10 protein-coding genes are annotated in these 13,010 nt (G+C 70.3%); all 10 read right to left on the bottom strand.

What is annotated here, in order from left to right; genetic code table 11:
• Positions 1–15 precede the first annotated feature (15 nt).
• Positions 16–717: an L-threonylcarbamoyladenylate synthase gene (locus AC1MFI_RS11030; RefSeq protein WP_479816872.1), complete on the bottom strand. Its 702-nt coding sequence runs from the start codon at positions 715–717 to the stop codon at positions 16–18.
• A 61-nt stretch (positions 718–778) separates the two neighbouring features.
• Complete coding sequence (locus tag AC1MFI_RS11025; protein ID WP_479816870.1) at positions 779–1,714, bottom strand: glycosyltransferase; 936 nt, start codon at positions 1,712–1,714, stop codon at positions 779–781.
• Positions 1,711–2,583: a peptide chain release factor N(5)-glutamine methyltransferase gene (prmC, locus tag AC1MFI_RS11020; RefSeq protein ID WP_479816869.1), complete on the bottom strand. Its 873-nt coding sequence runs from the start codon at positions 2,581–2,583 to the stop codon at positions 1,711–1,713. Before prmC ends, AC1MFI_RS11025 begins: the two co-directional genes overlap by 4 nt.
• Positions 2,584–2,585: 2 nt before the next feature.
• Positions 2,586–3,665: a peptide chain release factor 1 gene (gene prfA / locus AC1MFI_RS11015; RefSeq protein WP_479816868.1), complete on the bottom strand. Its 1,080-nt coding sequence runs from the start codon at positions 3,663–3,665 to the stop codon at positions 2,586–2,588.
• A 157-nt stretch (positions 3,666–3,822) separates the two neighbouring features.
• Positions 3,823–5,982, bottom strand: coding sequence for a transcription termination factor Rho (gene rho / locus AC1MFI_RS11010; RefSeq protein ID WP_479816866.1), 2,160 nt, complete (start codon positions 5,980–5,982; stop codon positions 3,823–3,825).
• A gap of 371 nt (positions 5,983–6,353) precedes the next feature.
• The gene (gene thrB / locus AC1MFI_RS11005; RefSeq protein WP_479816865.1) at positions 6,354–7,343 is read right to left on the bottom strand and encodes a homoserine kinase; all 990 of its coding nucleotides are present in this window, start codon (positions 7,341–7,343) and stop codon (positions 6,354–6,356) included.
• 1 nt (position 7,344) lies between these two features.
• Positions 7,345–8,448 (bottom strand): threonine synthase, encoded by a 1,104-nt coding sequence (thrC, locus tag AC1MFI_RS11000; RefSeq protein ID WP_479816863.1) that lies wholly within the window; start codon positions 8,446–8,448, stop codon positions 7,345–7,347.
• Positions 8,449–9,780, bottom strand: coding sequence for a homoserine dehydrogenase (locus AC1MFI_RS10995; RefSeq protein ID WP_479816861.1), 1,332 nt, complete (start codon positions 9,778–9,780; stop codon positions 8,449–8,451).
• Positions 9,777–11,306 (bottom strand): diaminopimelate decarboxylase, encoded by a 1,530-nt coding sequence (gene lysA, locus AC1MFI_RS10990; RefSeq protein WP_479816860.1) that lies wholly within the window; start codon positions 11,304–11,306, stop codon positions 9,777–9,779. Before lysA ends, AC1MFI_RS10995 begins: the two co-directional genes overlap by 4 nt.
• A gap of 2 nt (positions 11,307–11,308) precedes the next feature.
• The gene (argS, locus tag AC1MFI_RS10985; RefSeq protein ID WP_479816859.1) at positions 11,309–12,958 is read right to left on the bottom strand and encodes an arginine--tRNA ligase; all 1,650 of its coding nucleotides are present in this window, start codon (positions 12,956–12,958) and stop codon (positions 11,309–11,311) included.
• Between the last annotated feature and the right edge of the window lie 52 nt (positions 12,959–13,010).

Below are 13,010 nucleotides of genomic sequence, written 5' to 3'. Positions count from 1 at the left end.
GCGAGAGACCGGGCGTCAGCTCCCCGGGGACTCCTGCGGCGCGTCGGCGGAGTCCGCGCCGTCGCCGTCGACCCCGACGACGTCCGGCACCACCTGGCGCAGGCGCTCCAGCGAGACGGTTCCCTGCCGGACGACGCGCAGGGTCCCGCCCGTGGCGTCGATGATCGTGGAACCCGTTCCTTCGGCCGCTGTGCGCGGACCGGCATCGAGGTAGACGGCCACCGACTCGGCGAGCTGGGCTGCGGCATCGTCGGCCGTCGTCGCAGCGGGCTGTCCCGTCCGGTTCGCCGAGGACACGGCGAGCGGACCGGTCAACGTGAGCAGCTCGAGCGCGACGTCGTCGTCCGGCATGCGCAGGGCCACGGTGCCCAGGGTGTCCCCGAGGTCCCATGTCAGGGACGGCTGGGCGTGGCAGATCAGGGTGAGGCCGCCGGGCCAGAAGGCCTCGGCGAGCCTGCGCGCATCCGGGTGGACGTCGATGGCGAGGCCGTCGAGTGTCTGGAGGCGTGGGATGAGGACGGGCGGCGGCATGTTGCGTCCGCGGCCCTTGGACGCGAGAAGCGTGGCGACCGCCTGCGGCGAGAAGGCGTCCGCGCCGATTCCGTAGACGGTATCGGTGGGCAGGACGACGCACTGCTTGAGGGAGACCGCGCGCTGGGCGGCGGTGAGCCCCTCGCTGCGCTGGGTGGGATCGGAACAGTCGTAGCTGGTGGTCACCCGTCCATCCTTCCATTGCCGGGCGGGCCTGCGCACCTCGGCGGCGGTGGCGCGCGCGGGGTCAGGCCTTCGGCGGCGGACCGAATCCTCTGCCCCGGAAACCGGCGGAATAGGCCGCGAACCAGGCACGCAATCCCCTGGGATCCCGCTGCGTGAGGAAGTAGTAGGGGAAGCCGATGACGTCCGCACCGAACCACCGGAGGTTGCGGTACTTGCGGGCGAGGTAGGCACGGTTGCGGAAGTAGGAGAACCGCTTGAAGTCCCCGTCAGGGATCACCGGGGTGATGAATCCGCCGAAGATCGGCTTCATCTCGGTCCAGGTGGCCGGGTGCCGCACCGCGACCGTCGCGAGGGTCCCGTACTTCAGGCCCGCCTTCCGCACGCGTGCGAGGAAGTCCACCTCGTCGCCCCGGATGAAGAACTTCATGTCCGGCAGGCCGATCTTCGCGAACACCTCCGCGCGGATGAGGGCCCCGTTGAAGAAGTGCACCATGTCCGGCAGGTACCCCATGAGTTCGAGCGTGGCGCGGTCGTTGGTGAGCAACCCGTTGATGCGGAAGTTGAAGGACAGGCGGGAGGGGTCCGAGGTCGCGGCCACGAGCGGGCTGACGATGTCGAGATCGTGCTCGTGCGCCGCACGCAGCAGCTCGGCGAGGCAGCGCTCGTCCTCGGGGTGGCCGTCGTCGTCCATGAGCCAGATCCACTGCGCGCCGCTGGCTATGGCTGCGAGGATCGCGAAGGCGAATCCGCCGGCACCGCCGAGGTTCGCCTCCGAGCGGAGGTAGTGGATGGTGCCGTCGGCGGCGTCGACGACGGCGCCCGCCGGCTTCGTTCCCGAGTCCACCAGGGCCACGGTCGCGATCGGTGCGCTCTGGGCTGCGAGGGAACGCAGGAGCTGCGCCAGCTCCTCGTGCCTGTCGTAGGTGACCGCCGCGACGGCCACGGTCTCCGGAGCAGGGGTGGAAGCTGAGGTGCTGGAGGTGGCGGGCGCCGTCATGGAGCGGCCTTTCCGGTGGTATCGGGCGGGGTGCTGTCGGTGGCCAGGACGGCGCTGGTCGCCCGGTCGCGTCCGCCGAGGTCCTGGTGCGTCGTCACGGCGTTCCACAGGCCCGACCGCTCCAGGAAGGCGGCGACCCAGGGGGCCTGCACCTCGGCGTGCTCCATGACGAAGTAACCGCCCGGCCTCAGGAGGCGTGCAGCGGAGGAGGCAGCGGCACGCGGGAGCTCCATACCGTCCGCTCCCCCGCCGTACAGGGCCATCCGCGGATCATGCTCGGCCACCTCCGGCTCGTTCGGGACGGCGTCGGCGGGGATGTACGGCGGGTTGGACACCACGATGTCGAACGAGCCGTCCTGCTCGGGCAGCGCGGTTGCGAGGTCGCCCTGGACGAGGTGGACCCCGAACGGCGCGAGATTGGGAACGGCCCATGCCAGGGCCAGGTCGCTGAGTTCGACGGCGTGCACCTCGGCGCCGGGGACCTCGTCCGCCACGGCGGCGGCGATCGCGCCGGAGCCCGTGCCGAGGTCCACGATCTTCGGATGCCGGAGTCCCGCCGCCCGGTCGATCACGAGCTGCGCGACGGTCTCGGTCTCGGGCCGCGGGACGAAGACGCCGGGGCCCACCGCGAGGTCGACACGGCGGAAATGCGCCACCCCGGTCAGGTGCTGGAGCGGGACCCGCCGCGCACGCTCGTCGACGAGTGCCTCGAATCCCTCGGGGACCTGCCCGCCGGTGAGGGCGAGGGCACGCACGCGTCCGCGCGAGACCCCCAGCAGGTGGGCGGCCAGGAGCTCCGCATCGACGCGGGGACTCGGGACGCCCGCCTCGCGCAGTCGCCGCTCGGCTGCCCGCAGGGCCTCCTCCACCCCTACTCGTCCGTGCCGATGGCGTCCAGGCGGGCCTGCTCGTCCATCTCGATCGCGGACTGCACCACGGGTTCGAGCTCGCCGTTCATCACGGCGTCGAGGTTGTAGGCCTTGTAGCCCGTGCGGTGGTCGGCGATGCGGTTCTCCGGGTAGTTGTAGGTCCGGATGCGCTCCGAGCGGTCCATGGTGCGGATCTGCGACTTGCGGATGTCCGAATTCGCCGCGTCGATCTTCTCCTGCTCGTGCGCCAGGATGCGCGAACGCAGCACACGCATCGCGGCTTCGCGGTTCTGCAGCTGCGACTTCTCGTTCTGCATCGCCACCACGATCCCGGTGGGGAGGTGCGTGATGCGCACGGCGGAGTCGGTCGTGTTGACGGACTGGCCGCCGGGGCCCGAGGAGCGGTAGACGTCGATCTTGAGATCGTTCTGGCTGATCTCGACCTCCTCCGGCTCGTCGACCTCCGGTAGCACGAGGACGCCCGCGGCGGAGGTGTGGATGCGGCCCTGCGACTCCGTGACGGGCACGCGCTGCACGCGGTGCACGCCGCCCTCGAACTTGAGCCGCGCGTAGACGCCCTCGGCGGGATCGTTCGAGGACCCCTTGATGGCCATCTGGACGTCCTTGTAGCCGCCGAGGTCCGATTCGTTGGCGGAGATCAGTTCCGTCTTCCAGCCGCGCGACTCGGCGTAGCGCGCGTACATCCGCAGCAGGTCGCCGGCGAAGAGCGCAGCCTCGTCGCCGCCCTCGCCGCCCTTGACCTCGATGATGACGTTGCGGCTGTCGTTGGGGTCCCGCGGGATGAGCAGGCGGCGCAGACGCTCCTGCGCCGTGGCGAGCTGCTCTTCGAGGACGGGCACCTCGGCGGCGAACTCGGGATCCTCGGACGCCATCTCCCGGGCCGCCTCGAGGTCGTCGTCGAGCGCGCTCCAGCGGTTGTGCGCGTCGACGATCCGCCCGAGTTCCGCGTACCGGCGGCCGAGCTTCCGTGCCAGCGCCTGGTCGGCGTGCACGGCGGGGTCGGCGAGCTGGTCCTGCAGCTCGGAGTGTTCGTCGAGCAGTCCCTGGATGGACTCAAACATCGGGTGTACCTCTTTCGGCTGGTGCAGCCAGTCTATGAACATCAGGGGCGGACGGTCCTCGGCAGGACGGTCCGCCGGTTAACCGACGAACCGCCCGGGAACACGGCCCCGGCCCACCGTGGGTGAGTCGCGGCCGCGTTCCGGGCGGTTCCGGGTGCTAGTCGTCCTTGGAGCCGAGCGTGGTCTTCTGGACCTGCATCAGGAACTCGACGTTGGACTGCGTCTCCCGGATCTTGTTGGTCAGCAGCTCGAGTGCCTGCTGGGTCTCCAGGCCCGACAGCACGCGGCGCAGCTTCCACATGATCTTGACCTCGTCCGGCGAGAGGAGGTTCTCCTCGCGCCGCGTGCCGGAGGCGTTGACGTCCACGGCCGGGAAGATGCGCTTGTCGGCGAGGCTGCGCGAGAGGCGGAGCTCCATGTTGCCGGTGCCCTTGAACTCCTCGAAGATGACCTCGTCCATCTTGGAGCCGGTCTCGACGAGCGCGGTGGCCAGGATGGTGAGCGAGCCACCGTTCTCGATGTTGCGCGCCGCGCCGAAGAAGCGCTTCGGCGGGTACAGCGCGGCCGAGTCGACACCACCGGAGAGGATACGGCCCGACGCCGGAGCGGCCAGGTTGTAGGCGCGTCCGAGGCGCGTCATGGAATCGAGGAGCACGACGACGTCCATGCCCATCTCCACCAGGCGCTTGGCGCGCTCGATGGAGAGCTCGGCGACCGTGGTGTGGTCGTCCGCGGGGCGGTCGAAGGTGGAGGCGATGACCTCGCCCTTGACCGTGCGCTGCATGTCCGTGACTTCTTCGGGACGCTCGTCGACCAGGACCATCATGAGGTGGACCTCAGGATTGTTGATCGTGATGGCGTTCGCGATCGCCTGCAGGATGAGCGTCTTGCCGGCCTTCGGCGGCGAGACGATCAGGCCGCGCTGGCCCTTGCCGATCGGCGCCACGAGGTCGATCACGCGGGGGCCGATCTTCTTCGGGTCCGTCTCGAGGCGCAGGCGGTCCGAGGGGTAGAGCGGCACGAGCTTCGCGAACTCGACGCGGTCCTTCAGGTCCTCGGCGGGCTTGCCGTTCACCGAGGTGACGCGGACCAGCGCGTTGAACTTCTGGCGCGCACTGGCCTGGGTCTCGCCCTCGCGGGGTGCGCGGATGGCACCGACGACGGCGTCGCCCTTGCGCAGGTTGTGCTTCTTCACCTGGGCGAGCGACACGTAGACGTCGTTCGGGCCCGGCAGGTAGCCGGAGGTACGCACGAAGGCGTAGTTCTCGAGGACGTCGAGGATGCCCGCTACGGGCAGCAGGACGTCGTCCTCGGTGACCTCGACGTCGTCGACCTCGGGGTTCTGGTTGCGTCCGCGGCGGCGGTCGTTGCGTTCGTTGCGGTCGCGGAACCGGCTGTTGCGGTCCTCGGCGACCGAGCCGCCGGTGCGGTTCGCACGGTTGCGGCGGTTGCGCCCGCGGCCGTCCTCGTCCGCTGCGTTGGACCCACTGCCGCGGTTGTCGCGGTTGTCGCTGCGCTCGCTGCCGTTGCGGCCGTTGTCGCCCTGGCCGTCACTGTTCGAACCATTGGAGCCGTTGCTGCCCGAGCGGTCCTCGTCACGACCGGTGCGCGAGCGGGTGCGGCGCTCGTTGCGATCGCCACGGCCCTCGCCCTGCTGCTGGCCGGACTGTGCGTCGGACTGGGAGTCGTTCTGCGCGTCGCCCTGGGCGCCGGCCTCGGCCTGCGAACCGTTCTGGGCATCGTTCTGGCCCGACAGGTCGGAACGGTCCTCGCCGCGACGGTTGCGGCGGTTGCGCTGGTTGCGGCCGCCGTTCTCGCGGTCACCGCGGTCCTGCTGCTCGCCGGCCTGCGTGTCCTCGACGGCGTCGCGTACGGGAGCCTCTGCCCGCTCGCTGGTGACGGTCGCGGCGTCGGATGCGGGCGTGGAGACGACTCCGTCACTGCCTGCACGCCTGTTGCGGTTACGGGTGCGCGGCTGGCGCTCGGCGGGGGCGGACTGCTCGTCCTGGACCCGCTCGCCGGTCGCTTCGGCCGGGCCGGCGACGACGGGACGCTCCGCGTCCGCGCTGCGCTCGCTGCGGACGGTGGGTGTCTTCTGGCGGTCGGCGACGGCGGAACCGCGCTGGTGGTCGGAGATCGCGGACACGAGGTCGCTCTTGCGCATCCTCGATCCGCCCGTGATCCCGAGCTGGCCGGCAAGGGCCTGGAGCTGGGCGAGCTTCAGGCCTGCGAGGCCGCTGCTCTTGGAAGTTGTTGCGCCGGCTGCTGCAGCGTCTTGGGTGGCCACACCTGGTAACAGGTCAGTGGTTTCAGTCACGAAGGATCCTTCCCCCTCGTCGGGCGGCCACCTGATCAGTGGTCCGCGGTGGTTTGCCCCGTGCCGCATATGAAGCAGGCGGGGTTCAGCCGAACCGGAGTCGATCCGGCGCCGGCTGGATGTGCTGGAGCCTGAGGATGTCGATGTGCGGGAGGAGAAGTCCGCACGCACACAGATAAGGTCGGAGGCTACACCGGAGGATGTGCTACTGCTGATGGAACCTGCAGTTTCGCGGCGGTCCAGAGAAGAGGACGGCCTGCTCAACAGAAGCGCACCGTGCCTACTGACGGACACAGCGCCCGGTGAAGGACACGGAGTCTGATGAAGACACAGTAGCTTCGGTCGTCGCACTGCATGCAACACATCGATTACTACCCTTGGTGCACTCCCACTTTAGCACCTTCCCGCTCGACTGCCAGCCGGAGAATCCGCCACTTCCCCGGCGTGTCGCCCTGGTGGAGCAGGTCCCGCACGGCGTCCTCGGCGGCGCGGGCCCCGTCCTCGCCGACGGCCAGGGTGAGGACGGTCGGGCCTGCTCCGGAGACGGTGCTGGCGAACCCCGCCGACCGCAGGCCGCGCATGAGCGTGGCGCTGGGCAGCATGGCCTGCGCGCGGTAGTCCTGGTGCAGGGCGTCCTGGGTGGCGGGGAAGAGCAGCGAGGGATCAGCGCCCAGTGCGTGCACCAGGAGTGCGGCGCGTCCGGCGTTGGCGGCCGCACTCCGGTGGGCCACCGACGGCGGCAGGAGTGCGCGGGCGCTCTCGGTCGACAGCGCCAGGTCCGGGACCGCGAGCACCGGCACGACGTCCGGGTGCACCTCGACGCGCGTGCTGTGGAACGCCCTGCCGCTCTCCCAGGAGATCGCCAGCGAGCCCATCAGGGCGGGCGCGACGTTGTCCGGGTGGCCTTCGATCGAGGCCGCCCACTGCAGCACCTGCGCGGAGTCCAGCCGTTCGCCGACCGGCAGCAGCGCATTCCCCGCCAGTACACCGGCGACGATCGCCGACGCCGACGACCCCATGCCCCTGCCGTGCGGGATGACGTTGGTGGTGTCGAGCTCGAGCCCCGGGGCGCGGCGGCCCGCCCGGTGCAGCGTACTGATCAGCGATCGGGCGACCAGGTGGCGCTCGTCGTCCGGCAGCGCGTCGGCACCCTCGCCCGTGGCGCGCACGGTCGTCGAACCGGAGGTCGTCGTGCGGACGCGCACGGTGTCGTGCAGCGTCAGGGCGAGTCCCAGCGTGTCGAAGCCTGGTCCGAGGTTCGCGCTCGTGGCGGGGACCCGGACGACGACGTCCTGCCCGGCGTCGACGATCGGGAGGTCGAGGACCTCCGACGGCGCCGGTGCGGCGTGCAGCCCTGCCATGTCAGTCTTCGAGCCCGAGAGCCGCCGCGACGCTCACGACGTCGAACTCCACCTTGGTGGGCTCGACGTCCGCACCGTCCGCCGTGCGCAGCGCCCACTGCGGGTCCTTCAGGCCGTGGCCCGTGACCGTGATGACGATGGTCTTCCCGCTGGGCACGAGTCCCTCCGCGTGCTTCTTGATGAGGCCCGCGACACCCGCGGCGGACGCGGGCTCCACGAAGACGCCCTCGCGCGAGGACAACCAGCGGTGGGCTTCGAGGATCTCCTCGTCGGTCACGGCCTCGATGAGTCCGCCGGACTCGTCGCGCGCCGCGACCGCGAAGTCCCAGGACGCCGGGTTGCCGATCCGGATCGCCGTCGCGATGGTGTCCGGCTCGGTGATCGGGTGGCCCTTGACGAGCGGGGACGCGCCCTCCGCCTGGAAACCCCACATGATCGGGGTCCGCGTGGCGACGGCGGGGAGCTCGCCGTGGTGCATCGAGGCATAGGGCGCCGCGTACTCCTTGTAGCCCTTCCAGTACGCACTGATGTTGCCTGCGTTCCCGACGGGCATCAGGTGGTAGTCCGGCGCATCGCCGAGGGTGTCCACGACCTCGAACGCGGCCGTCTTCTGGCCCTCGAGGCGCGCGGGGTTCACCGAGTTCACGAGGAACACCGGGTAGGCCTCGGCGAGCTTCCGTGCGACGTCGAGGCAGTTGTCGAAGTTCCCGTTGACCTGCAGCAGCTGGGCTCCGTGGGCGATGGCCTGGCTGAGCTTGCCCATCGAGATCTTGCCGTCCGGGACGAGCACGGCGCACGTGATGCCTGCCTGCGTGGCGTAGGCGGCGGCGGACGCCGAGGTGTTGCCCGTCGAGGCGCACACCACGGCCTTGGCCCCGGCGGCGACGGCGGCGGTCATCGCCATGGTCATGCCGCGGTCCTTGAAGGACCCGGTGGGGTTCATGCCCTCGACCTTGAGGTAGACGGCGGAGCCCGTCAGCTCGGACAGGTGTCGGGCCCGGACGAGGGGCGTTCCGCCCTCGCCGAGTGTGACGACCTCGGTGGCGTCCGTGACAGGCAGGCGTTCGGCATATTCGCGGATGACTCCGCGCCACTGGTGGGCCACTTAGATTCCCTCTACTCGGAGCACGGATGAGACGGCGGTGATGACATCGAGCGCGGCGACCTGCTTGACGGTCTCCGCGAGGGACGCCTCGGGCGCCCGGTGCGTGACGATGCGCAGTTCGGCGGTGGTGCCGCCGTCGGGCCCGCCCTGGTGGATGCGCTGGCGCATCGTCTCGATGGAGACGCCGTTCTCGGCGAAGATCTGCGCGATGCGCGCCAGCACGCCGGGCTGGTCCGCGACCTGCAGGCCGATGCAGTAGCTCGTGCGGACGGTGTCGATGCTGAGCGGCGGAACGTGCCCGGTGGTGGTCTCCGTGCGGCCGGGACCGCCGAGCACCATGCGGCGCGCTGCACTGACGACGTCGCCGAGCACGGCCGAGGCGGTCGGGGTGCCACCGGCGCCCTGGCCGTAGAACATCAGCTCACCGGCGTTCTCCGCCTCGATGAACACGGCGTTGAACGCGCCGTGGACGGCGGCGAGCGGGTGGGAGCGCGGCAGCAGCGTCGGGTGGACGCGTACGCCGACGCCCGCCGCGCCGGCGTCATCGGTGAGCATCTCGGCGATGGCCAGCAGCTTGATGACGTAGCCGTCCTCGGCAGCTGCCGCGATGTCGTCCGCGGTGACGGCGGTGATGCCCTCGCAGTGGACGTTCTCGAGCGCGAAGCGCGTGTGGAAGGACAGTGAGGCGAGGATCGCCGCCTTCGCGGCGGCGTCATGGCCCTCGACGTCGGCCGTGGGGTCCGCCTCCGCGTAGCCGAGGTCCTGTGCTGCCTTCAGGGCATCCGCGAAGGAGGCTCCCGTGGAGTCCATCTGGTCGAGGATGTAGTTGGTGGTCCCGTTGACGATGCCGAGCACGCGCGTGATGCGGTCGCCCGAGAGGCTGTCCCGGATGGGCCGGAGGATCGGGATGGCTCCGGCGACGGCCGCCTCGTAGGACAGCTGGACGCCCGCGGCGTCCGCCTGCTCGTAGAGTTCGGGGCCGTCCTGCGCCAGGAGCGCCTTGTTGCCGCTGACCACGGTGGCTCCGTGCTCGATGGCACGCAGGATCAGGGACTTCGCGGGTTCGATGCCGCCCATGAGCTCGATGACGATGTCGGCGTCCTCGACGAGGGACTCGGCGTCGAGCGTCAGGAGGCCGGCGGGGAGCTCGACGTCGCGCCGGGCGTCGAGGGTGCGGACGGCGACGCCGACGAGTTCGAGCGGCGCTCCGGCGCGGCGGCCGAGGTTCTCCGCGTCCTCGAGGAGGATGCGGGCCACCTGGGCGCCGACGTTGCCGCAGCCGAGCAGGGCTACGCGCAGGGGCTTTGCTGGGGTCGTTGCTGGTGAGTTCATGCGGTCCGTGGAGCTCCTGGTTCCGTGGCGGGCAGTGCGGGTTCGCGCTGGACGTCCCTGCGGAACAGGTCCTCCTCGGTCTCGCCGCGCACGATGAGCCGTGCGGCACCGTCGGCCACCGCCACCACGGGCGGGCGCGTCAGGTAGTTGTAGTTGCTCGAGAGCACCCAGCAGTACGCGCCGGTGCCCGGAACGGCGAGGAGGTCACCGGCGCCGGTGTCCTCGGGGAGGTAGACGTCCCTCACCACAATGTCACCGCTCTCACAGTGTTTTCCAACCACGCGGGAGAGCACCGGGTCCGCCTCGGGGGTCCGGGACGCGAGGACGGCCGAGTAATCCGCGCCGTAGAGCACCGGACGGGCGTTGTCGCTCATGCCGCCGTCCACCGACACATAGCGGCGCGGGTGCGTAACGGACGTGTCCTGCACCACCTCGGATCCGTTGGCGGACGCGTCCACCCGGACGGTCTTCGTGGTGCCGGCGGTGTACAGCGTGAAGGTGGTGGGACCGACGATCGCGCGGCCGGGCTCGATCGAGATCCGCGGTACCCGCAGTCCCAGCTCCCGGCAGGTCGAACCGACGACTGCGGCCATCGCGCGCGCGATCTCCGCCGCCGGCCGTGGTTCGTCCGCCTCGGTGTAGGCGATGCCGTAGCCGCCTCCGAGATCGAGCTCGGGCAGTTCGACGCCGTGCCGGTCGCGGACTCCGGCGAGGAAACCGAGCAGCCGCTGCGCCGCGAGCTCGAAGCCCTCGGGCTCGAAGATCTGCGACCCGATGTGGCAGTGCACTCCGAGGAGGTTGATGCCCGGGTGGGCGAGGGCGTCGGCGACCGCGCGGGCTGCGGGTGACGAGGCGCCGTCGTCGTGCCCGTCGTCCTGCCCCGGACCCTGGTCCGTGGTGAGCGACAGCCCGAACTTCTGGTCCTCGTGGGCCGTGGCGATGAACTCGTGCGTGTGCGCGTGGACGCCCGGAGTGAGCCGGATCATGACGTTGGCAGTGCTGCCGCGCCGCACGGCCAGGTCGCCCACGAGTGCGACCTCCTGCAGGCTGTCGACGACGATCCGGCCGAGGCCGGCGTCGATGGCCCGCGTGATCTCGGCGGCCGACTTGTTGTTCCCGTGAAGCCCGAGCCTGTGCCCCGGCATCCCCGCGCGCAGTGCGACGGCGAGCTCCCCGCCGGAGCAGGTGTCGAGCCCGAGGCCCTCCTCCCGCACCCAGTGCGCCACCTCGGTGCAGAGGAAGGACTTACCCGCGTAGAACACGTCCACTCCCCCGCACAGGTCTCGGAAGGCCTCGTCGAAGGCATCGCGGAAGGTCGCGGCGCGGGTCCGGAAGTCACGCTCGGACATCACGAAGAGCGGCGTACCGTACTGCTCCGCGAGGTCGCGGACGGAGACACCGTCGATCTGCAGGACGCCATCCGTCCCACGGTCCACGTCCTCGGCCCAGAGCTTGGCGTCGAGCCGCTCCTGGTCAGCGGGGACGGTCAGCCAGTCCGGGGCGAGCGGCGATGCTTCGGGTGCCACGGCTACATCCTTTCCGGCGCGGAGACGCCGAGGAGGTCGAGGCCGTTCGCCAGGACCTGCTGTGTGGCGTTGTTCAGCCACAGGCGCGAACGGTGGACGTCCTCGACCGGCGCGTCGCCGAGCGGCGCGACCCGGCAGGCGTCGTACCAGCGGTGGTACGTCCCCGCGATCACCTCGAGATGGCGGGCCACGCGGTGCGGCTCGCGGAAGGTCGCGGACTGCGCGACGACGCCGGGGAACTGCCCGAGGGCGGCCAGCAGTTCACCCTCGGTGGGGTGGCTCAGCGCCGTGGCGTCGAAAGTGCTGGTGTCCACTCCGGCGGACACGGCGTTGCGCGCGACGGCGTGCGTCCGGGCGTGCGCGTACTGCACGTAGAACACCGGGTTCTCGTTGGTGCGGCGCGTGAGCAGGTCGAGGTCGATGTCGATGTTCGAATCGGCGGAGAATCGCGCCAGGGTGTACCGCGCGGCATCCACCCCCACTGCATCCACGAGGTCCTCGAGGGTCACGACCGTGCCGGCACGTTTCGACATGCGGACGGGTGCACCGTTCTGCACGAGGTTCACCATTTGGCCGATGAGGACCTCGACGGTGTCGGGATCGTCGCCGAGGGCTGCAGCAGCCGCCTTCAGGCGTGCGACGTAGCCGTGATGGTCGGCGCCCAGCATGATGATGTTGAGGTCGAAACCACGCCTGCGCTTGTTGACGAAGTAGCCGATGTCCCCCGCGATGTAGGCCGGCGCTCCATCGGACTTGATGACCACGCGGTCGCGGTCGTCTCCGAAGTCGGTCGACCTCAGCCACCAGGCGCCGTCCTCGTAGAAGAGGTTGCCCGAGCCCTTCAGCTGCTCGAGGAGGCCCCCGACGAAGTCGTTCTCGAACAGCGAGTGCTCATGGAAGTAGACATCGAAGTCCACCCCGAAATCGTGCAGGGACTTCTTGATGTCGGTGAACATGAAGTCGACGCCGACCGCGCGGAAGCGCTCGACGGCATCGGCCTCCCCGAGGGACAGGATGTCCGGCTCCGCGGCGACCACGCGCTGCGCGATGTCCTCGATGTACTGGCCGCCGTAGCCGTCGTCGGGAGCGGGCCTGCCGGACGCACTCGCGTACAGCGAGCGCGCGAACCGTTCGATCTGCGCGCCGTGGTCGTTGAAGTAGTACTCCCGCACGACCGACGCGCCCTGGGACTGGAGCACGCGCGCCAGAGCGTCTCCCACGGCGGCCCAGCGGGTTCCGCCGATATGAATGGGGCCCGTGGGGTTTGCCGAGACGAATTCGAGGTTGATCTTCTGGCCCGCGAGCGCGTCGCTGCCGCCGTAGGCCGGTCCGGCCTCGACGATGGCGCGGGCGAGCTCGCCCGCCGCTCCGGCGTCGAGCGTGATGTTGAGGAAGCCCGGGCCGGCGATGTCGACGCTCTTGACCCCGTCGATCCCGGCGAGGCGATCGCTGAGGAGCTGGGCGAACTCCCGTGGGTTCATGCCGGCCTTCTTGCCGAGCTGCAGGGCGATGTTCGTGGCCCAGTCGCCGTGCTCCCGGTTCTTCGGTCGCTCGACACGCACCTCCGATGGGAGGTCGACGCTGAGGTCGCCGGCCTCGACGGCGGCCTTCAGGCATGCGGAAATAGCGGCAGAGAGTTCTTCGGGAGTCACCCGTCAAGCATAGCGGCGCGGCCCCGGGCAGCCCGATCTTCGTGACGCGGCT

The organism is Arthrobacter sp. BC5, assembly GCF_056680255.1.
This window is presented reverse-complemented; position numbering and strand designations above follow the sequence as displayed.